General features: G+C 37.2%; 20 protein-coding genes and 1 tRNA gene. 18 read left to right on the top strand and 3 right to left on the bottom strand.

All coding sequences use genetic code 11. The features are described from left to right. The first annotated feature begins 117 nt into the window (after positions 1–117). The 6 genes from F0161_RS01860 to F0161_RS01885 all read left to right on the top strand — a co-directional run bounded on the left by F0161_RS01860 (position 118) and on the right by F0161_RS01885 (position 6,326). On the top strand, positions 118–1,323 hold the full coding sequence (locus F0161_RS01860) for an IS110 family RNA-guided transposase (RefSeq protein ID WP_150203428.1): 1,206 nt from the start codon (positions 118–120) through the stop codon (positions 1,321–1,323). A gap of 259 nt (positions 1,324–1,582) precedes the next feature. Beyond that, positions 1,583–2,434: an AbiJ-NTD4 domain-containing protein gene (locus F0161_RS01865; protein WP_150203430.1), complete on the top strand. Its 852-nt coding sequence runs from the start codon at positions 1,583–1,585 to the stop codon at positions 2,432–2,434. Positions 2,435–2,641: 207 nt separating this feature from the next. Then, a complete protein-coding gene (locus tag F0161_RS01870; protein WP_150203433.1) occupies positions 2,642–3,424 on the top strand; it encodes a hypothetical protein in 783 nt (260 codons plus the stop codon). A 241-nt stretch (positions 3,425–3,665) separates the two neighbouring features. Beyond that, positions 3,666–4,184, top strand: a complete 519-nt coding sequence (locus F0161_RS01875; protein WP_071131225.1) for a ClbS/DfsB family four-helix bundle protein — start codon at positions 3,666–3,668, stop codon at positions 4,182–4,184. After that, positions 4,163–4,900: a DNA alkylation repair protein gene (locus tag F0161_RS01880; RefSeq protein ID WP_150203435.1), complete on the top strand. Its 738-nt coding sequence runs from the start codon at positions 4,163–4,165 to the stop codon at positions 4,898–4,900. Before F0161_RS01875 ends, F0161_RS01880 begins: the two co-directional genes overlap by 22 nt. A 58-nt stretch (positions 4,901–4,958) precedes the next feature. Next, positions 4,959–6,326 (top strand): ISL3 family transposase, encoded by a 1,368-nt coding sequence (locus F0161_RS01885; protein WP_150203437.1) that lies wholly within the window; start codon positions 4,959–4,961, stop codon positions 6,324–6,326. Between the two features lie 396 nt (positions 6,327–6,722). Here the strand turns inward: F0161_RS01885 and F0161_RS01890 are convergent, their stop codons facing one another. Further along, a complete protein-coding gene (locus F0161_RS01890) occupies positions 6,723–7,565 on the bottom strand; it encodes a MurR/RpiR family transcriptional regulator (RefSeq protein ID WP_190318895.1) in 843 nt (280 codons plus the stop codon). A 150-nt stretch (positions 7,566–7,715) separates the two neighbouring features. Here F0161_RS01890 and gnd point away from each other — a divergent pair, with 150 nt between their 5' ends. The 8 genes from gnd to F0161_RS01930 all read left to right on the top strand — a co-directional run bounded on the left by gnd (position 7,716) and on the right by F0161_RS01930 (position 14,740). Next, positions 7,716–8,624 (top strand): phosphogluconate dehydrogenase (NAD(+)-dependent, decarboxylating), encoded by a 909-nt coding sequence (gene gnd, locus F0161_RS01895; RefSeq protein WP_137601896.1) that lies wholly within the window; start codon positions 7,716–7,718, stop codon positions 8,622–8,624. 244 nt (positions 8,625–8,868) lie between these two features. Continuing rightward, positions 8,869–9,330: an IS200/IS605 family transposase gene (gene tnpA, locus F0161_RS01900; RefSeq protein WP_150203441.1), complete on the top strand. Its 462-nt coding sequence runs from the start codon at positions 8,869–8,871 to the stop codon at positions 9,328–9,330. A gap of 430 nt (positions 9,331–9,760) precedes the next feature. Then, a complete protein-coding gene (locus F0161_RS01905; protein ID WP_137601897.1) occupies positions 9,761–10,843 on the top strand; it encodes a PTS transporter subunit IIC in 1,083 nt (360 codons plus the stop codon). A 206-nt stretch (positions 10,844–11,049) separates the two neighbouring features. Then, positions 11,050–11,919, top strand: coding sequence for an ATP-binding cassette domain-containing protein (locus F0161_RS01910; RefSeq protein ID WP_150203443.1), 870 nt, complete (start codon positions 11,050–11,052; stop codon positions 11,917–11,919). 3 nt (positions 11,920–11,922) lie between these two features. After that, the gene (locus F0161_RS01915) at positions 11,923–12,441 is read left to right on the top strand and encodes an NAD(P)H-binding protein (RefSeq protein ID WP_137601899.1); all 519 of its coding nucleotides are present in this window, start codon (positions 11,923–11,925) and stop codon (positions 12,439–12,441) included. A 63-nt stretch (positions 12,442–12,504) separates the two neighbouring features. Continuing rightward, the gene (gene proB, locus F0161_RS01920) at positions 12,505–13,311 is read left to right on the top strand and encodes a glutamate 5-kinase (protein ID WP_150203445.1); all 807 of its coding nucleotides are present in this window, start codon (positions 12,505–12,507) and stop codon (positions 13,309–13,311) included. A 17-nt stretch (positions 13,312–13,328) separates the two neighbouring features. Continuing rightward, the gene (locus F0161_RS01925) at positions 13,329–14,573 is read left to right on the top strand and encodes a glutamate-5-semialdehyde dehydrogenase (RefSeq protein WP_150204612.1); all 1,245 of its coding nucleotides are present in this window, start codon (positions 13,329–13,331) and stop codon (positions 14,571–14,573) included. Between the two features lie 94 nt (positions 14,574–14,667). Further along, positions 14,668–14,740 (top strand) — tRNA-Thr (locus F0161_RS01930). Positions 14,741–14,867: 127 nt separating this feature from the next. Here F0161_RS01930 and F0161_RS01935 read toward each other — a convergent pair. Then, on the bottom strand, positions 14,868–15,656 hold the full coding sequence (locus tag F0161_RS01935) for a putative ABC transporter permease (protein WP_150203447.1): 789 nt from the start codon (positions 15,654–15,656) through the stop codon (positions 14,868–14,870). Between the two features lie 45 nt (positions 15,657–15,701). Continuing rightward, positions 15,702–16,871 carry a DUF2075 domain-containing protein gene (locus F0161_RS01940; RefSeq protein ID WP_150203449.1) on the bottom strand — a complete coding sequence of 390 codons (1,170 nt, stop codon included), beginning with the start codon at positions 16,869–16,871 and terminating at the stop codon, positions 15,702–15,704. Positions 16,872–17,205: 334 nt separating this feature from the next. On the opposite strand from F0161_RS01940, the gene gdhA reads away from it, so the two are divergent. The 4 genes from gdhA (at position 17,206) to F0161_RS01960 (ending at position 22,538) form a co-directional block, all read left to right on the top strand. Further along, positions 17,206–18,552: an NADP-specific glutamate dehydrogenase gene (gene gdhA, locus F0161_RS01945; RefSeq protein WP_150203451.1), complete on the top strand. Its 1,347-nt coding sequence runs from the start codon at positions 17,206–17,208 to the stop codon at positions 18,550–18,552. A gap of 236 nt (positions 18,553–18,788) precedes the next feature. Further along, positions 18,789–19,301: a flavodoxin gene (locus F0161_RS01950; RefSeq protein ID WP_225423173.1), complete on the top strand. Its 513-nt coding sequence runs from the start codon at positions 18,789–18,791 to the stop codon at positions 19,299–19,301. A 290-nt stretch (positions 19,302–19,591) separates the two neighbouring features. Continuing rightward, positions 19,592–21,013: an NAD-dependent succinate-semialdehyde dehydrogenase gene (locus F0161_RS01955; RefSeq protein WP_137602248.1), complete on the top strand. Its 1,422-nt coding sequence runs from the start codon at positions 19,592–19,594 to the stop codon at positions 21,011–21,013. Positions 21,014–21,152: 139 nt separating this feature from the next. Next, positions 21,153–22,538 carry a L,D-transpeptidase family protein gene (locus F0161_RS01960; protein WP_150203454.1) on the top strand — a complete coding sequence of 462 codons (1,386 nt, stop codon included), beginning with the start codon at positions 21,153–21,155 and terminating at the stop codon, positions 22,536–22,538. Positions 22,539–22,585 lie beyond the last annotated feature (47 nt).

Below are 22,585 nucleotides of genomic sequence, written 5' to 3' on the forward strand. Positions count from 1 at the left end.
ACTTCATTTGGTTCACAAATTAACTCGCTCGAAGTCCGTTGGCTATTTAAAGTCGTGTATTGAAAATTGAGATGAGTGAATCAGTGAATACAACTTTCATAAAGGTGGTAGTTAGTCATGGATATCGTATTTGGTATTGATGTAAGTAAGCACAGCTCCAATATAGCAATTTTGATTGAACAAAAGGTTTACAAAGAATTCAAAATTCAAAATGACCGGCATGGGTTTGAAATTCTTGAAGATGAGCTAGATGGCTTAACATCACCACAGATAATTTTTGAATCTTCAGGAATCTATTCTCGCAGTATACGTGCATTTCTGATTCGTAACGGTTGGCAATATACAGAAATTAATCCTTTAGCAGCTAAGAAGGATATGGATAGTTTTCGCCACAATAAAAATGACCGATTAGATGCAGTTTCATTGGCAATGGCGATGTCACAACATCACTACAAGCCAACATTTCAGGAACAACCAGTTTATTCAGAACTGCATGATTTAGAACGGACATATCAAGAGCTGAATGAAGATATTGTTAGGGCTAAGAATCGATTACATCAAAAACTACAACTGGCTTTCCCCGAAATTGAACGATTCTTAAGTGTCACCGATGGTGCATTGTATTGGCACATCGTTCAGCAGTTTCCACATCCATCTCTGGTTTTAGAAATGGGAATTACCGAACTGGCTCGGCTAATTATTGAAGCGACACCTAAGAACATGGGTGAACGTCGTTCGCTGGTTCTAGCCCAGCACTTACAAGATTTGGCATATAATTCAGCTCCAGCTGTTGAAAACTGCACACATGCCGTCCAAGCTGTAATTTATTTAGCCGGAGAAGTAGAACGACTCGATACTTTGAAGAAGAAAACGATTGACGAAATGACTGAAATTTCAGCTAATCTTCAGGAAATTCCCATTCTACAATCGATTCCAGGAATTGGTATTAAAACAGCAGTATGTTTGGTGGCTGAATTGGGAGATATCCGCAGATTTAGAAAACCTAATGCGATTAATGCTTATATCGGAATTGACTTAATTCAATATCAATCTGGGGACTTTGAAATGGGACAGCACATCAGGAAGCGTGGGAATACCTACGCTCGTAAAATACTTTTCAAAGCTGTACTGAATATAGTGAGTGTCTCAAGATATCATCCTAGTAACATTAGTCTGTTCTATCAAAGAAAAAAGCAATCTTCCGGTGACATTCACACCAAGAAGATTGCCATAGCTGCGATGGGAAGGCTCAATCGAACCATCTACCACCTCATCAAAAATAATGAATTTTATGACCCTATGAAGTTCACGCCAGAACTGTAGATCATTATCCATTCAAATACATTATAGCATCTCAAAAATTAGGAATACTAGAGATGTTTATTTTGTGTACACTCAATTTAATTTAATTGATCTTTTTCAGTTCATATACGTTATTAAATAGGCCTGTAGCCATGCTTTATTAAAATAAAAAACCATTAGAACGAGGTTTCCCTTGACTAATGGTAGAAAACAGATTCTAAATTAATGATGGTCATTTTAGTGGCTTAATATATAAAACAAATTTATGAGGAGATGACTTATGAGATTATACTCTGAAAGACATGGTATAAGAGCACCGCAGGAAAAGACATATTCTATTAACAGAGATATGTATTCATTGCTCTTAGATTGCTGCAAAAGATATCAAAAGAATTTAACACATATTTTTGCTCTAAATTGTCATCACGACTTTACTGATAGCGACTATATTGCATTTGATGAAAACGGATTCGCAACAAGAATAAAGATAAGAATACCATCTCTCTTTCGTGATGAGTATAACAGAATTAGCACACCGCAATATGGAGATGAATACGATCAATATTCGCTTTTAGACCTTATTGAGTTCTTTGCACAAAATATTAAGGATATCTCAGAACGATGGAATAATGAGAGATACCGAAACTACCAAACGATAGATTGCCATGATTCTTCAGATGTATTTGCAAATTTCCAAGAGGCAATAAATGAAATATTCTCTGAGTCTGGGTTGTTATATGAACTTACGGACGAAAAGATTATTGCAAGAATTGTTGAGAACAGTCCACTTACAGCGGAAATAGAAAAATCTTTTACATCGGTACATGAGCAAGGCTCAAGAGAGTTGTTGAAAGATGCCGTTGCATTATATAAAACACCAAACCAAGCAGCTCGGCAAGATTCAGTTGAAAAGATATGGGATGCATTAGAACGCTTAAAAACTTACTATACAATATTAGATAAGAAACATTCATCAGAAAAAATAGTGAATGATATGGCAAACGGGAATGATAAGTTTGTAGATCTATTTAATGCTGAATTTAAGACCTTGACAGATATAGGAAATAAATACCGCATTCGTCATCATGAAACTAATAAGATTGATATCACCGATATCCGCTACTACGATTAGCTTTTTAATCGGTGTTTATCACTAATTGCTTTAGCAATACAATATCTTGTTTAAGGATAATGCTTGTATCATCGAGCTTTGGACTTTACCAGATGGTGATGAAATAAAGTGCGGTAATGAGCCCGAGTAACTTTATAAATTAGAATTTGTAGTGATGATTATCTGAAGATGCATTACGAAATTGATCAAAAGAATTGGAGTGACAGTATGGATTTAAAAGATTTTTACTTCCAAAATATACAAAAGGATGAATATCATTATCGTTTTTACGATTCGATTGAGAACGTTAATAATGTTTACAATGTATTTAGTGGTTATACGGAAGTAGAGGATTATGAATTTGAGGTGTATGATGCAGAGGAATCGATAAAAAAGTTTAGGGAACTATGCCAGCCAGATGTAGATTTTTCTGGTAGTGAAAATAAATGTTGGTTTTATCTCATATCGTATTATTTATACAAAGTAGGATATGTGATAAAAGAATTTCCTAGATTATTGGCACGACCACCTGTTGCACCTAGTGACTTTACTTATGGAGAAATTAGAAACAGAATTATTGCAGAGGGAGATGATGATAATGGGACTGTTCGATATGCTGTCAGAAGAACATTTGTTGCAAGGTTGACATTTGAACAGAAAACAACCTATGTTGATATAGATGATTCAATCAATCAAAAGTTTATTGAGATATCAAACCGACAAGCATCATTCAATAATATGAGTACAGATGAAAAACTTGCAGAAATAGCAAATTTAATAGAAAGTTTATTAAAGAAGAACGGTAAGTTTCTTACACTTGATTATTTTACGATTTGTTTTGATTATATTTCTAACGATGTAGTAACAAGCTATAGAAAGAAAATGCATTGTTTTAGGCATGCCACAGATGATGCAATATCGGAAAGAAAAACCTATTCGGAAGAACAAAAAAGCTTCTTTGTTGATTACGGATTGACCATTGTTAAAGTAATACATTCTTTGCTGGAATAAAAACTGAGTAGACAAGTTTTTCGGGACAAACATGATTCCAACTTGTCGGAGGCATTTTTTCAAATCGGATAAAGGAACTGATAGCTTCCCACATACGAAAGCCATCAGTGGATTAATTCCCCGATTTCATTTATGTTACAAATTTGAGCCATAGAGGTTCAAGAGGTTTACCATCGTAATTATTCTATTTTTCTAGAAAGATTATTATCAATTAGACCTTGTATTAATAACAGGAGGTATTATGAGAACATATAAAGATAAAGAAGAGCTAAAATTTGAGATAAATAAAAGTTTTGAAAAGTATATTTCTGAATTTAATAATATCCCAGAATCACTGAAAGACAAAAGCGTTGACGAAGTTGACAGAACACCATCTGAAAACCTTGCTTATCAAGTTGGCTGGACAACATTGCTCCTGCAATGGGAAGCCGATGAGAAAAATGGCTTAACAGTAAAGACACCATCAGATATGTTTAGGTGGAATCAGCTTGGTGAATTATATCAGTGGTTTTCAGATACCTATGCAAATTTATCCTTAGAGGAGTTAAAGGATAGGCTAAACAGAAATGTTATTTCAATCAATAAAATGATTGATGTACTAAGTGATGAAGAATTATTTTTACCTCATATGAGAAAGTGGGCTGATGAAGCTACAAAAACAGCAGTATGGGAAGTATATAAATTTATTCACGTTAATACTGTTGCTCCTTTTGGGACTTTTAGAACCAAGATAAGAAAATGGAAAAAGATAGCACTATGAAACTAAGTTCAGTTACTTGGCAAACTATTCTCATAAGTACAATCCTATCTGGATATATTCCTGCATACAAGGTTCAATCTTGGATATCTTCCCACATACGCAAGTCCACAATGGATATGTTCCCTCAAAGAGAATTAAGTAAAAAAGGAAAATGGAAATTGTCCTTTGACAGCTATGAATTCCTCTCAAAACAAATTGAACTCGTTGAGTTGCTGCAAACAATTGATGAACTCTACAATAGAAGAGAACGCGAATACAAATATGTTGCGATTGACTTAATTCAGGCAAATTATAAACGGTTTACAATCAAAGAAATAATACAGTTTGTCGATTATTTTAAAATCGATTCCTGGTGGGAAACTGTTGATACGCTGCGAGTGCCATTTGGTAAATTTATTTTGTTACATCCAGAAGAGACCATGACAATTTTTGATTTATTTAATGGGAATGATGATTTCTGGATGCGGCGGGTAGCAATTACATTGCAACTCTCATTTAAAGATAAGACCGATACAAGTCTATTAGAAACAGCAATTTTACCAGATTTGACTACTGATGAATTCTTCATTCAAAAAGCAATTGGTTGGGCTTTACGGGATTATAGTAAAACCAATCCAACTTGGGTTCGTAACTTTATTATCGGTTCTACAATATTTGGTACTGATAGAGATTCACTTTGTGAATTTCTACTGGTGCCATTTTCTATTATCAAGTAAAATTGTACAAAAAATAGAAGATAGCCTGACCCCTATCTAACGAAAGGAACTATCTCCCATGGATAATAATACCAGATTAGCTCTCAATATCACAGATACTCGTTTAGAATTTGATCCCGACCCTAAATATAACTCTCAACCTATGTCTAGAGAAATGACTGACAAAGGTGAGGCTAACGTGTGGCACTGCGTGCTCACATACGAAATGACTTGTCCTAAATGTTCAACCGTCATGAGTCGAAACGGGTACAAAAGTGTCATGTATCAATCTGCTCAAAATGGTACAAGTCTGATTTTCTTTAAAATTAAAAAGCAAAAATACATTTGTAAATGCTGTAAAAATACTGAGCTTGCTGAATTGAGTGATGTAAGAAAAGGAGACCATCTTTTTCGTGACGTAAAACAAATTATCGCTATGCAAATTGAAGAAAATATGAGTATGACTACAATTGCGAAAATCAATAACGTCTCCTCAAATACTGTTATCCGGTCAATTCTAGGATTAGCTTGTTATATCAAACCATCTTTTCATTATTTATCGCGAAACATTGCTTTCGATGATTTCAAATCGGGAAAGTTTGCTAAAAGCGGATACTCCCTTTTACTTATGAATATTGAAACACATCAACCAATAGATGTAATTTCTGACAGAGGTGATCACTCCCTTGAAAAGTACTTTTTAAGATATTCTCCGGCGGCTCGTGCTGCTGTTCGAACGGTTACGGTCGACTTATTTTCCCCTTATCGAAGTACTATTCAAAAAGTTTTCCCGAATGCAATTATCATTGCTGACCATTTTCATGTGGTAGTCCGGGCCTTTAAAGGCCTCAATCAGCTTAGAATAAAAGTAATGAAATCATTTAAGTACGGGTCACCCGAATATCGCCAACTTAACAGATTTTGGAAACTAATTATGAAATCAGAAAGCGACTTAAATCGCTCTGATCGATATAAACGTCGTAATTTCAAAAATTTACAATTGACTGACGACGAAGTCGTTAATCGTTTACTATCGCTTTCCGAAGAATTGCGTGCTGCTTATAACTTCTACCAAGATCTCATTTTCATAATTCATAATAAAAGTTCAGAACGGCTGAAAACCTTATTGTGGCCAGAAGATGATAAAAATTCGGCAATTCTCCCACAGGAAATGGATGCTGCCATCAAGACTCTACGAAAACATTTCGAAGAGATTATAAACAGTTTTAAAACAAAATACTGTCATTTCTCAACAGGTCCTGTAGAAGGATGTAACAACAAAATTAAAGTAATAAAGCGTACTGCGTACGGGTTTAGAAACTTCTATCACTTCAAGATTCGAATTCTAATTGCATTTAAAAATAGTTTCTATTCTAAAAATTTCATATCTCTCACAAAACAACAAAAAACTGCTAATTCCCCGACAACGGAGAAACTAGCAGCTTGATGTTAATGATTGTGAAATTCTAGGTCATCAGTACTTCTTGACAAAGGACCACTTTATCCAAAAAAAACGAACTGTCAAAATTGGCAGTTCGTGAAGGATCAAAATATTTATAAAAATAGAGTGTCGAAGCCATCGAATAGTTCACGAGCATCTAACGAAGGTTAAGAATAATCTGTGTATTTCAGATTAGATTAGCCAAGTTAGGTGAGAGAATTGATGGGGGAGGCACGTTTCAAAAAATAGAGTGCCGACCAAAGTGTTCAGCTCCGGAGCATTAGCGAAAAATAAGCCGAATCAATTCGAACTTGGAATTGGTTTGGCTTAGTTAAGCTAAGTGACGGAGTTGCTTTGGGGAGGCACGTTTTAAAAATCAGCACGAATTGAAAGTGAAACACGTTATTCACGCGTTTGTTCAATCACCGAATTAATTCTTGATAACTTTGGACTATTATGGCGAGCTTCGTCACGCATAACTGACATGTACAAACAATCGATGATGCTCATTTGAGAAATTAAAGATGACAATGCTTGAGAACGATATTTTGAATCGTCTGAAGCAGAGTAAAAAGTGACGGTCCCTAATTTTGCAAGAGCTGAACTAGAAAAACTAGTAATAACAATAATTGGCACGTGATTTTCTTTGAGAATCCGGGCCATTTTTAATGTATCCAAGTTTTGGCCAGAATGAGAGATGACGATGGCACAATCTTTTTCATCCATTTTAGCGGCTTGCATGAGTGACATATGGTAATCAGAGTTGAAGACGGATTCAACTTGAGTCCGAAGAAATTTATGATACCCATCTAGTGCGACTACTTCAGAAGCACCTAAGCCAAAAAATATTAACTGCTGACAGTGAGCAATTAATTCTACAGCTTGGTTTAATGAAGATTCAGATAACAAATCAAAGGTTTTATTTAAAGAAGAACTATTTGAACGGAAAACTTTTTCTGCTACCAGCATGTTTGAATCATGCTTGTCAATATCGGCTGAAACTTGATCTGGATTGTCGAGCTGTTGTTTGATAGCTAATTGTAATTCAGGATAATTATCATAGCCAATTCGTTTGGCAAACCGTGAGATGGTCGAAATGGAAGTATCGATTTCATCGGCAAGTTCTTGAATTGAACGATGATTACTATCTGGCAAGTTGTTAATCAAAAAATCAGCAATCTTTTGACTACTTGCCCCAAAGCCGGGTCGTTTGGAATAAATTCTATCGAATAGTTGAAGTGCCATGGTGTCCTCCTGTTGCTTATTGAAGTTTATTATAACAGATTGTGAAGTTTGTTGCATGATTTGCATAAAAATAATTTGCATTTTGATAGTTTTTTGCATATAATGTAATTCGTAATCAAAAACAAACGAAATGAAAGAAGGACTTTTAGTATGCGCGTTGGTATGATCGGCCTTGGTAAGATGGGTCTTAACTTAACTAAAAATATGCTTGATAATGGAATTGAGGTTGTTGGATTTGATTTGACAACTGAAAATGTAAAGGCTGCTGAAGAAGCAGGCGCTATTGCAGCAACAAGTCTTGAAGATCTTGTTTCTAAATTAGGCGACACAAAAATTGCATGGCTTCTTTTACCAGCTGGTAAGCCAACTGACGCTACTATCGAACAATTGACTACTCTTCTTGACAAGGGTGACTTAGTTGTTGATGGTGGTAACTCAAACTTTAAGGACTCATTACGTCATAACGAAATTGTGACTGCTGCTGGAATGTACTTCTTTGATTGTGGTACTTCAGGTGGCCAAAGTGGTGCTCGTAATGGCGGTAACTTCATGATTGGTGGAGACGACGCTGAAGTATTTGCTAAGTATCTTGATCCTATCTTCAAGCCAATTTCTGAAGAAGATGGTTACCTTTATACTGGTAAAGCCGGTTCAGGTCACTATTTGAAGATGGTTCATAACGGTATCGAATACGGTATGATGCAAGCTATTGGTGAAGGATTTGATGTCCTTGAAAACAGCCAATATGATTATGACAATGAAGCAGTTGCTAAATTGTGGAACCACGGCTCAGTTGTTCGTAGCTGGTTGATGGAACTTACTGAAGCAGCCTTTGCTAATGATCCACATCTTGATGAATTGCTTGGACGTATGCATTCATCTGGTGAAGGTCAATGGACTCTTCAAGAAGCACTTAACATGCAAGTACCAACTCCAGTTATCGCAATGTCATTAATGATGCGTTACGACTCAATGCGTAACCCAGAAACTAACTTTACTGGTAAAGTAGTTGCTGCAATGCGTGCTGGTTTCGGTGGACATGCGGTAGACAAGGCATAATTTACCCCGTGTGATTGGCAAGAGAGTATCAATAAGAGAATTTAACTAGATAGCGTGAACCGATTTTAAATCGGTTTGCGCTATTTTTTTGCGTCTTTAGACCTGGTTGAGCACGTCAAGTGTGCGAAACAAAAAACCACCTGCTATGCGGGTGGAGAGCAAATGGGTTATACAAAAATGCCCCCATCAGATTTAGAATGAAGGTGTCGAAGCCAACATAAAAAATCGAAAGGGAGCATTAAATATGGCGAATAAACTTAATAGTCTTGCGCACACAAAATGTTATTGCAAGTACCATATCGTATTCACACCAAAGTGTAGAAGAAAAATCATTTATAATCAATATCGGAAGGATATACAAAACGATATTAGGCTGTTATGCCAGTACAAAGGTGTTGAAATAATTGAAGGACACATGATGCCAGATCATGTACACCTGTTGGTCAGTATTCCACCCAAATTAAGTGTTTCAAACTTTATGGGATACTTGAAGGGCAAAAGTGCGTTAATGATGTTTGACCAACATGCGAATTTAAAATATAAATTTGGAAACAGGCATTTCTGGTCAGAAGGATATTATGTTAGTACAGTTGGTTTGAATGAGGCAACCATAACAAAATATATTAGAGATCAAGAAAAACATGATCAAGCAGTAGATAAATTAAGTGTTAAAGAATATGAAGACCCTTTTAAGGGTTCCAGGTAAGTAATAACGTCGCCACTTAAAGTGGCGGTAAAAGTGACAAATGCATTCAATTGGCTTTGATGAAATAAAAAGCCAGCGCCTTGAGACGCTGGCAAGTACATAGGGTTTATAGCCCATGAACAAACCACCCGTTTTACGGGCGGTTATGATTGAAATTAGTTAACGTTGGTTAATTAAAATTAGATTAAAAAACTGGCTAGAATAATTAGGTCAAATAACTCATTTAGTTATTGTTACTAATAGAAAAAAATAAAATTAAAATTGGCAACGGCCACTTAGCGGCACTTGGAAGCGCTATCTAGTCAAAATGCACAAAAATTACTTTAGATACCCTTGACAATTATATGATAACGAGATTAAAATAGGTTTTGTTCTCTAATGCAATTTTAATTTTTCAACACATAGGTCATCTAGGAAAGAGGTACATATTATGCAAAATGTAGAATCAGAAGGAAAAATGACAATCCGGGATTACGTCTATAACGTATCTTCCGCTGTCGCAAATGCAGTTTTAGTTATGTTAGGAATGGGACTTTTATTCCAATCAATTTCTAATATTACTCATTGGCAAGCTTTGGGCCAAGTTGGTGCAGTTATTCAAGTTTTACTTCCTGCAGCATTTGGTGCCGGGGTTGCGTCACAACTTAAAGTTAATACGTTGGTTATGTACAGTACAATGGCTGCTGCCGTTGTTGGAGCTAACGGAGCTTACTTAACTAAAGCACTTGTTAGTGGAACTACCGCTACAGGTTGGCAAGCCAAAGAAGCTGCTGGTTCAGTCATCATGACAACAGGACAACCAATTAGTGCAGTTTTGACAGCTCTTGTAGCTGTTATGGTTGGTAAATGGTTAACTGGTAAGACACCTTTGGATATGGTGCTTGTTCCATTGGGTACTACGTTTGTTGGAACATTAGTTGGTTTGGCTACTGGTAGTGTTGTAACACCTGCTTTGAACGCATTGAGTGCATGGGTTGCTGGTGCAATGCAAGTTAATCCATTACTTGGTTCAATGCTCTTGGCATTAGCTTTCTCAATCTTCTTGATGACACCTGCTTCTTCAGCCGCTTTGGCAATTGCGATTGCGCTTGATCCACTTTCATCAGGTGCAACATTGATTGGTACTACTGCTCAATTCGTTGGTTTCTTCGCAATGTCAATTCAAGAAAACAACATGGGTGCCAACATTGCCCAAAGTTTGATTACTCCTAAGGTTCAATTTACTAATTTGCTTAAAAATCCTGCTGCCTGTGTACCTACCTTCGTTGCAGCAATGGTTAGTGCTGCTGTTGGTACCTTGGTATTTGGATTTAAAGTTCCCTATACAATCGGTGGACTTGGCTTGAATTCATTAATCGCACCACTTAACTTAGCTTCAACTAATATGAATTCATTCTGGGTATATATCTTCTGTGGTATCGTATTACCTGCCTTCATTTCAGTTGTTATCTATCGTGTAATGCGTGCATTCAAATGGATTGAAGCTGGCGATCTTCACCTTGAAATCGTTTAAAATATAGTACCTATTCTACCGAATAAGTCTTGAGTCTTAATAAAAAACAGTCGATGTTCGCACTATGAACGTTGGCTGTTTTTAGATTAAACGGCAAGAACCGTTAAAATCAATAAAATGTTAACAGTACGAATTTAGTAGGGACAATGGTAATTGTCGCTACTTTTTTGTATTATTGAAGAAAGTGGTTTCAGGAGGAGCAATTGATGACGAAAATTCAAATCAGTAAATTATTTAAAAATGAGAAGAAACAGGTACTACTAGAAGATTTTTCTCGTCAATTTTTACCAGCGACAGTTTCTGCACTTGCGGGAACGGATTTTAATAGTGCAAATTCACTATTTGAGCTGATTGCCGGACAGGCAAAATTAGATGATGGCAGTATTTTGATTGACGGACAAGACAGTTATAAGGCCCGTAAGAAACTAGCAGACCAAATTGGTTATGTCGATGGTAATGATAAAAATTCGTTACGGGGCACGGTTGATGAAGTCATTAGTAGCACAGTAAAGAAAAATAATGGCGGGATTTCAAAAGACCAAGTGGCGGCAATTTTGAAACAATTAGATATTCATCTGATTGAACCAGCAGACGGGTTAGAAGCAGGACGGTTACAACAACTTAAGATTATTGTCGAAATTGCGAAGGGAAAATCTATTTTGTTGTTAGCTAATCCGACAGCAGAAATGAATGAATTACAACGTACTCAAATTTGGCAACTACTCAGAGATTTTGCGAAAAAGACTCAGGCAATTATTATTTTTAGTAGTGATTCTATTTCCGAAATGCAGTATTTTGCAGATGAAATTTTGTATATCGATAATGGAAAATTACGACATGTACAAAAACTAATCACGCATGACACAACGGATTGCTTGGTGACGGTGAAAGGTACTGGTTTCCCAGTGGCAATGGCTGAAACCTTGGGTAGTTTTGTGATTCGTGAGGCCAATGATGAAATTAGATTTATCTTTAGTGGCAATATTCAAGCGCTGTTGCCACTATTAGAGCAAAGTACCATTACAGATATTAGAATTAGCGATGTAACCGTTAAAGATGAATTGATGAGGTTTTAACTGATGACCCGAGTGTTAATAGTAGATCAATTGAATAAAGGTTTGGCAACACTTATTAAACCAACCGTACTTGAGTCTGTTACGGTGAATTCATTTGATCAATTGCAACAAGATGATATTTTACTGTGGCTTCCAAATGATAGCGATGTTGATCAGCAAGTCTTTGGATTGATTGATGCGATTGATGGCAAACAAATTAAATTAAGCAAAATAGTGATGTTATCAATTGCTGGTGTGAATGGAGAAGTTGAGGAACCGAGACTGCAACAATGGTGGGGCTCGGATTATCAAAATTTAGTCTTGGATTATCAGTATGCGATAAAGATGATTGATGAATTGGAACTGCCGTATACAATCGTCAGGACGACACCTATCGTCATCAACGCGACAACAGCAGTCATTTCAAATGAAGGCACTGGGATTAACGGTGATAGAATTGGACAATCACAATTAGCCGAAGTACTGAGTGAAGCGTGCCAACCTAATCGCTATTTGAACCAGTCAATTGGGATTTCAGAGTGATGGGCTTGTGCAAAAGTTAAAAAATGATTAGAATTAAAGAAATATTAAAATGGCGGTGCAATGATGAGTAGTCGGTCACAATTTAAAACTCCCAAACGATTAGTGGTCAAGATTGGGACAAGCAGTTTGATTTATCCAGATGGACAATTGAATTTAAAAACGATGGATGAGTTAGCATTCACACTCAGTGCGGTACAAAATCGTGGGTTAGAGGTGGTTTTAGTGACCTCTGGTGCGATGGGAGTCGGTCTCAGCCAAATGCATATGACCAAGCGACCGGAAGCAATGGCACAGCAACAAGCTATTGCAGCGATTGGTCAAAATGAACTGATGTCGATTTTTAATCAACGGTTCGCTAGCTATAGTCAACAAATTGGCCAAATCTTGTTGACCCATGATGTGATGGATTACCCACTCAGTAAAAAGAATGTCTTAAATACATTTGAACAACTGTTGTTAATGGGTGCCATTCCAGTGGTTAATGAAAATGATAGTGTGTCGGTCGACGAAATGGATCATTTGACTACCTTTGGTGATAATGATCAATTGTCTGCATTGGTAGCCACTGCAATTGAGGCAGACCTATTAATTGTCTTGTCGGATATCGATGGATTATTTGATGCAGACCCACATACCCACCCCGATGCGCAGACAGTACCATTTGTTAGCGAAATAACTGAAGAAGTGGTAAACTCAGCTGGCGGTAGTGGAACGCGGTTTGGTACGGGTGGCATGATTACGAAATTAAAAGCTGCCAAACGCGTCATTGAGGCAGGCCGTCAAATGGTGCTCGCTAATGGGGAAGACCCGAAAGTTATTTTTGATATTTTAGATGGGAAATCAGTCGGTACGTTATTTGCACGGGATTAGTGAATGAAAAGGTGAATATCATGGATGATTTAATTACAATGGGTCAGCAGGCTCAGCAAGCTGCTCAACAATTGAGCCAACTTAGCACAAGTCAAAAAAATCATATTTTAAAATTAGTGGCACAATCTTTACGTAAACATACGGACGAAATTGTTGAAAAAAATAATCAAGATTTAGGCAATGCTGACGGCTTAGCATCAAGTTTTGTTGATCGGTTAACTTTAGATGATGAACGCATTGAACAAATTGCGGTTGGGGTCGAACAAGTCGTTGCCCTTCAAGACCCAATTGGGGATATTGATAAAGGTTGGAAAACCGAAGACGATTTGTATATCACAAAACAACGTGTACCTTTAGGCGTGATTGGGATGATTTATGAAGCGCGGCCTAATGTGACGGTTGATGCGTTTGCTTTAACCTTTAAAACCGGTAATGCCGTTATTTTGCGCGGTGGGAAAGAAGCTTTATTAACTAACATTCAATTGGTTGAAGCTATCAAAGAAGTTTTAAGAGATAACGACATTGATGAAAATGCCGTGCAAATTTTACATGATACCTCACATAAAACGGCGAATGAAATGATGTCCTTAACCGGTTATATTGACGTCTTAATCCCTCGTGGGAGTGCACGTCTCATTAAAACCGTTGTGGAAAATGCTAAAGTACCAGTCATTGAAACAGGTGCCGGCAACTGTCATATCTATGTTGATGAATTTGCCCAAGCGCAAATGGCAGCGGATATTATTGTGAATGCTAAAACACAGCGTCCTTCGGTTTGTAATGCCGCTGAAAAGATTGTGATTCATTCTTCTGTTGCAGAACAATTCTTGCCAATTATTGCGGCTGCTTTGAAACCATATAATGTTGAATTACGTGGGGATGAACGTGCCCGGGCAATTTTACCCGACATTAACGTCGCAACTGAAGAGGATTGGGGTACTGAATACACCGATTATATTATGGCAGTGAAGGTTGTGGATTCTTTGGATGAAGCGATCGAGCACATTAACAAATATAATACGAAACATTCAGAATCAATCATCACGGATAATTACGCGAACAGCGAAAAATTCTTACAACGTATTGATGCAGCTTGCGTGTATGTCAATGCTTCAACAAGATTTACCGACGGCTTTAAGTTTGGCTTTGGTGCTGAAATTGGTATTAGTACCCAAAAGCTTCACGCACGCGGGCCAATGGGCTTAAACGAATTAACTTCAACCAAATATTTAATTCGTGGCAATGGTCAAATTCGAGAATAAGTTAAAATAATTAAAAAAATATAAATTAATTTCAAAAAAACTATTGCACTTTTTTAATTTTCTGGCAGAATATTAAGAGTACGTTAGTTTTATTGCTCATTTAGCTCAGCTGGCAGAGCACTTCACTAGTAATGAAGGGGTCACAGGTTCGAATCCTGTAATGAGCATAGTTAATAGTCCGCGTAGGTGTATATCGAACCTTGATACCTAATCAAATATTCAATAAAAGCAGGCTTCCACAATCGTGGAAGCCTGCTTTTTTCGTTACATTGGATTAAAGACATGAAAATCAATTTACTTACGTTTACGTAAATCGTCTAACATCTTGATGATATCGGGAACTGAAGTACTAGTATTATTTAACTTGATTGATGGAAAATTCTTCAACAAGCGTCGTTGAACGAAATTAAGGCTCAAGTTTTCATCGCTAGGATGTTGGCGATATTCTTCCAGCCAGCTTTTGTTTTGGTTGAGAAGTGAATTGTCGGCAGCCAACCGATTTTTTAAATCTAATTTAGTGCTTTCGATGGTATCACCAATTCGTTTGGTTGCAGCGCCAAATGCCAGAGCATTAGCAATCGTAAAGCCACAATCGAACATGATGATTGCTATCATGATTACGACGGTCAGAATGCCGTAGTTAGTGGCGATTTGTTCAACCATCCTTGAAATAATCGGGTGGATAAATTTAACGATGATGACCACACCAAAGCCCCAAAATAATGAAATTGGTAAGGCAACACGGCCATTTAAATTTAATGGAATTTTACTGTAATCCCACCAACGAGCTTTGAATAGTTTTTCCATCAGCCAGCTAGTTATATATTCGATAACTGTCACTAATAACGCGCTGAAGATAAAGAGTGAGAGTATATTTTGTTTGAATGGTTCAATCAGGGCCAACAGAGCCATCATACTGAACCCGTAGACAGGCACAACAGGTCCAATCAAGAAACCAGAATTCGTCCATTTATGGGTTCGAACACTGACGTAACTACTTTCCCATAGCCATCCGACAATTGAATATGCGAAAAAATATAATATCCAAATCGTGATTTGCTGTTGTAGGAATGTGATCTGCATGTTAAACCTCCCATATTCAATGAATGTATTTCACATTGGTTAAAATTAATTGATACTTTTTGACAGTTCAAGCAAGCGCGCACGCAAAGCATCATCATAAGCTGTCAGATATAAACCATACTTACCACGCTTCATTAACACGTTCAACACATTTGCGATGAATTCTTTATACTCAGCTTGGGTAAATTTTCTATCTTTACGCTTTTTGAAAATCTCTTTATGAGAGTACTTTTCAGGAATAATCGTCATGGTATCGGTTTTTGCATCGTAACCAAATGAAGGACCAATAATCATACCCACATAATTTAGGTCAAAGCCTTGTAAAGTATAAATCGTACCAACTTGCGTGATTGAGCCTTCACGTTTGGCCCAGTGCGTCCGTTGTGGATCCCATTCATCCCATGGCAAACTAAACGTATCCATTTCGACGTTATGTCGCCCATCAATTCGTGGAAAACCTGACGTGGCAACCACACGGCTCATTCCAAACTCTTTATTGCGCTTTTTAACAGTTTCAAATAAAGACCCCGCAGTATCGAAGACTTTAAATTCAAATTCACTATTGTCAGGAAAGTCTGTAATTGGCTTTTCGGCAGTTAAATCGTCCATCCAAGCGACTTGTTGATCACTAGCCACCATCCGATATTGGAAGTTCATATCGAACATCTTATATGGATGTTTCCCGATTGTGTCGAAGAGGAGCTTTTCGTCCCAGTACATTTTTGATTGGAACACTTGCGCAAAATCATAGACAACCACCACTACCTTGGCAAGATTCATCAAATCAGTGAGTTGATTTTCTCCACGATAATGGGCATAAGGTTCTGATTTAGAGTAGAGCAGGTGGGCCTCATCCACAAAAATCACATCGTAATGTTTATGATTCTTTTGAGCATCGTTGATTAAAGCGGTTGGACGACGGATTGATTTAACATTCATGTTAGGAATGGATTCACCAAGATCCTGGTAAGCTTTGTATAATTCTGGATGATTGACGACTAAGGCTGTTTTGTAGCGCTTATCAGTCATATACTGACGAACCAATTCCATCAGAACTACTGATTTACCAGTGCCGGCGGCTCCTTGAATAATTGCCACCGAGTGTTTGTCGCTATTCATACCAGCGTTGATGTAATGATTCATGTCTGTAATTACCGCTTTTTGCGAATCGGATAAATCTTTAACAAAAAACTGTGCTTCTAAAATTTTATTCATTGATTAACTCCTAATTTATTCGTATCTTGAAATTTTAACCCTATCTGAGTCAAAATGATAGTTTGATTTGTGCCAATTGCTAGGGTGTAATTGATTTCATGACAAAGCTGTGTAACTAATATTTAGCTAAAAACTCTATATAAAATTAGAATAAAAGTTTGTTAATTTATCAATAATTCAATATGCTTTAAATTAAAATTAAATGAAGAAAAGCAACCAATAAAGACTGATAACTTACGAAATCCAGGTTTAACAGCGATTGTGAATTTATATATTCTAATTATTTTTTAATATGATATAATTATTGTCAATCAAGTTTGAAAGGATGATACAGATGTCAGAAGCAACAGAATACTTAGCTAACGTGAAAACGTCACTAATGCAAAGAGATCCACAACAATCAGAATTTTTAGAGGCCGTTAATAATTTCTTTGGTACAATTACGCCGGTGTTGGAAAAACACCCAGAATATATCAAAGCTAACTTAATTGAACGCCTGATTGAACCTGAGCGTGCATTTCAATTTAGAGTACCTTGGGTAGATGACGAAGGTAACGTGCAAGTTAACCGTGGCTTCCGAGTTCAGTTTAATGGATCAATTGGACCATATAAAGGTGGCCTGCGCTTCCATCCAAGTGTCAACCTTTCAATTGTTAAATTCTTGGGCTTTGAACAAGTGCTAAAAAATAGTCTCACTGGTCTACCAATTGGTGGTGGAAAAGGTGGTAGTGACTTTAATCCAAAGGGAAAATCTGATGGCGAAGTCATGAGATTTATTCAAAGCTTTATGACGGAATTACAACGCCATATTGGACCAGATATCGATGTACCGGCAGGTGATATTGGAGTTGGTGGTCGTGAAATCGGTTATCTTTATGGCCAATATCGTAAGATTCGTGGTTATCAACCTGGAGTCTTAACTGGTAAAGGTTTGAGCTTTGGTGGAAGCTTAGCTCGGACTGAAGCTACTGGCTTTGGTTTACTTTATTTCACTCAAGCCTTACTTCAAGATCAAGGCGAAGACTTAAATGGTAAACGAATCAAGGTCTCTGGTTCTGGCAACGTTGCAATTTATGCAATCCAAAAGGCCAATGAATTAGGAGCAACTGTCTTAACTGCTTCAGATTCAAACGGATTCGTTTATGATCCAAATGGAATTGACTATACAATTGTTAAACAAATTAAAGAAGTTGAACGAGGACGGATTAAAGAATATGCAGACCGAGTTATCTCTGCTGAATACCATGAAGGCTCAGTTTGGGACTTTGATTTAACTTATGATGTGGCCTTACCTTGTGCTACTGAAAACGAAATTGGTAAAGATCAAGCTACCCGTCTCGCTAGCAATGGTGCAACAGTCGTTAACTGTGGTTCTAACATGCCATGTACCCCGGAAGCCGTTCAAGTATTCCACGAAACCAACGTATTACTTGGACCAGCGAAGGCTGCTAATGCTGGTGGTGTTGCAGTATCTGCCCTTGAAATGAGTCAAAATAGTGAACGCTTATCTTGGACATTTGAAGAAGTAGATCAACGACTTGAAAAAATCATGCAAGACATTTATACCCAATCTGCTGAAGCTGCCAAGGAATATGGCTTTGGTAAAGATTATTTAGCTGGTGCCAATATTGCTGGTTTTAAAAAAGTTGCCGAAGCAATGCTCGCACAAGGTGTAATTTAAGTAAAACTAATAATAAATTTAGCTACTAAATCTGAGGATTTAGTGGCTTTTTTAATTTTTCCCAAAATATACTTGCCTTCGAGTGAACTTCAAGGTTTATGATTCAGCTATTGAACGATGAAAGAGGGAAGTAGATGAAGAAGGTTGCAGTGATTGGCAGTTTATTCGCCATCATTTTAGTATTTTTTGGAATAAGACGGTATGCAAATTACGCAGTGAAGAAAGGAAGTTCCTTTATGAATCAATTTGAAAACAATAATAACAAACAACAATTAAATAATAAGCACGAGTCAGATGAAATCCTAACTATTTATTACTCAAACTCGGGTGCCACAGAAAAAGCAGCCAAATATATTCATCGACAAGTTAGTGGTGATCTTGTTGAGATGAAATTAACACCGAACTACCCTGATGATTATCAACAATTAGCTGAAGTTTCAAAGGACCAGATTGATAATAATGTTCATCCTAGAATTGATAACTTACCAGATTTATCGAAATACCGAGTTATTTTCTTAGGGTTTCCAACCTGGTATCATCGGCCTCCTATGTTTATCAATACCTTTTTTGAAACTGGTCACTTTAACGGCCAAACTGTGATTCCATTTACAACCTCAATGAGCAGCGGAATTGATGAGAGCGCCTCTTACTTAGAAAAAATGGGCCAAAATAAAAAAATAGATTTGCAGGATGGATTTCGAGCGAATAACCAAACGACAATCGATAAATTCATCAAACAATATCAATAAAAATCATTGTATTAAAATGCCTCTTTTTAATTAGGTGGTTAACTATTTAGGTGAGTAGTAGGCTTGCTTAAATTTTCACAAGCAAAAATATACATCTTTTAAAAATGCCGGCATGGTGGAAATGGTATATAACTGGTCACTTGTGAAATAAGTTAAATTTTTAGCCGTTTTTGATTGACTATGGACAAATAAGGACATACAATAAAACCGTAATGAAAACGGTACCGAAATTTTTTTGAATGTCGCAAACCGTTGTTTCAGCATTAAACAATTAATTGAGGAGGAACAAAATGGCTTACAAAACAGTTAATCCATATACCAATGAAGTTGTAAATGAATACCCAGATGCTACCCCAGAAGAAATTGAGGCAGCACTGGCAAATGCTCAGGCACTATTTAAGAAATGGGAATTAGAAGGTCCTGAAACTCGTAAGGCTCAATTGCATGAAATTGCTGATTTAATGCGCAAGCATAGTGATGAATTGGCTAAGGCAATTACGACCGATATGGGTAAATTATTACGTGAAGCTCAAGGTGAAGTTGAATTATGTGCCATGATTGCAGATTATTTTGCTGACCATAGTACCGGTTTATTACAATCTACACCAATTGAAACCATGGCGACTGGTAAAGCACAAGTTAAGAAACATCCACTCGGTGTGTTATTAATGGTTGAACCATGGAACTTCCCTTACTATCAAATTATGCGTGTGTTTGCACCTAACTTTATGGTTGGAAATCCAATGATTCTCAAACATGCGGCCATTACTCCTGGCTCTGCATTAGCATTTGAAAAGATTGTTCATGAATCTTCTGCTCCAGATGCTAGTCTGAAGAACCTATTCTTGAACTATGACCAAGTTTCTGAAGTTATTGCAGACAGTCGAATTCAAGGGGTTGCCTTGACTGGCTCTGAACGTGGCGGCCGTAGTGTGGCTCGTGAAGCTGGCGATAATCTGAAGAAAAGTACCATGGAATTAGGTGGAACGGACGCATTTATCGTACTCGATGACACGGACATTGATACCGTAGCTGACATTGCTTGGAGAGCTCGTCTCTACAATGCAGGTCAAGTATGTACATCATCTAAACGTTTTATCGTAGCAGATAATTTGTACGATCAATTCTTAGCTAAATTACGCGATAATTTTGCCAAAGTAATACCTGGTGATCCACTGGATCCAAAAACATCATTAGCCCCAATGAATTCGAAAAAGGCTAAGGAAAAATTACAAGGTCAAGTTGATGAGGCTATCGAAAAAGGTGCCAACTTATACTATGGCAACGAACCAATTGATTTACCAGGTCAATTCTTCAAACCAACTATTTTGACTGATGTAAAACCTGATAATCCAGCCTTTTCTGAAGAAATGTTTGGACCAGTAGCTCAAGTTTATAAGGTTAGTTCAGATCAAGAAGCGATTGATTTAGCTAACGATTCAGACTTAGGCTTGGGTGGAATTGTCTTTAGTGGCGACTCTGCTCGTGGTGAAAAGGTTGCTTCACAAATCGAAACTGGCATGGTCTTTGTCAATAATTTCATGGTCAGCTTACCTGAATTACCATTCGGTGGCGTTAAGAAATCTGGTTATGGTCGTGAAATGTATGAAATTGGATTGAATGCATTTGTTAACGAACAATTAGTTGTTACCGCAGAACATCCAAACATGGATAATTTAGCCGGTGGCCTAGTTGCAACAGATGCTGAATAGCTCACTAAAACCGTATTCATGGAAGTTAAAGAATTATTAAAAGGTTATGGATATTAAGTTATCCATAACTTTTTTCTTCCAATTGGGGAACATTTGTACTATTATTAAGTGCGTGGAATTTTGGTGAGGAGTAACAGCGATGAAAAAGAATAAGTTGTGGATAACCGTAAGCTTAATTGTTGGATTATTTGCTATCATTTACATTGGTGGATCAGTGTATTATCAACACCACTTTTTGCCTAAAACAACTGTCCTTGGGGCTACGATTGCCGGAAAAAACGTCAATCAAGCTGACAAGTTGTTAAGTGAAAAGATTAAAACTGCTAAGTTTTCATTAACTGAAAATGGCAAAACGGTGTTGACTGAGAAACAAGAAACTGTTGGAATCCAACAGAACTTTAGTAACACATTGAAAAAGATTATGAGTACGCAAAATGCTTGGGCATGGCCAGCACATCTGCTGGGTGTTAGTTCAAGTAAAATCCCTAATAGTAAGGCGCTTGTGAATGAAACTGTCTTACAACAGTTTGCGGATAAAACGGCGAATAGTCTGAATGGCAATCGAAAAGCATCGACGGATGCTAATTTAACGTTTAAAGACGGTAAAGTGGTTGCTACTAAAGAAACACAAGGTAACAAAGTCGAAACTGCTAAATTAGTGACGGCGATTAAGAAAAGTGTCGATCAAAACCAGACGACCGTTAACTTAAAGTCGACCTATAACAAGCCAGCTTTGACCGAAAATAGTGCACAGTTCAAGAAATTAGATACACAAATGAAGAAAATTGCCAGTGTCAAAGGAACTTTGAAAATTTACAATGACACTAAGGTCGATGTATCTTCAGCAGAGATTACTAGCTGGGTTAAGATTGATAACGGTAATGTTTCTCTTGATAAAGACAAAGTTGATGCATATTTGGATAAACTTGATACTAAGTACGCTACTTATGGTTCAACTCGTCAATTTAATTCAACTAAACGGGGTACTGTGTCTGTTAGTGGCGGTCTGTATGGCTGGACTATTAATGAAGCATCCGAAGTTAAGCAATTATCTTCAGATATTACTGCCGGAAAGAGCTTTGACCGTTGGATTACCACGGAAGGTTCTGGCTACAACAAGAATGGAAGTTCTGATATTGGTGACACTTATGTTGAAGTTGATATTCAAAATCAACACGAGTATTACTACAAGAATGGTTCACTAGTGTTGGATTCAGATGTTGTGACTGGTAAACCATCAAATGGGCATGATACTCCAACTGGAACGTATAGTGTTTGGAGCAAGCAACAAGATGCCACACTACGAGGCCAAAACGATAATGGGAGTGACTATGCTTCGAAAGTTAGTTACTGGATGCCAATCGATGATACCGGGGTTGGATTACATGATTCATCATGGCAACCACAGTATGGTGGTGACTGGTACAAGACCCATGGAAGCCACGGTTGTGTGAATAATCCACCCGAATTCATGGCTAAATTATATAATGCAGTTGCTTTAGGTACGCCAGTGGTTGTATTTTAATAATTAAATCAAAAATACTATTGAGCATTTTTTTGCTCAATAGTATT

Origin of the sequence: Paucilactobacillus nenjiangensis (assembly GCF_008632615.1) — a bacterium.
In the GTDB taxonomy this organism is placed as follows: Bacteria; Bacillota; Bacilli; order Lactobacillales; family Lactobacillaceae; genus Paucilactobacillus; species Paucilactobacillus nenjiangensis.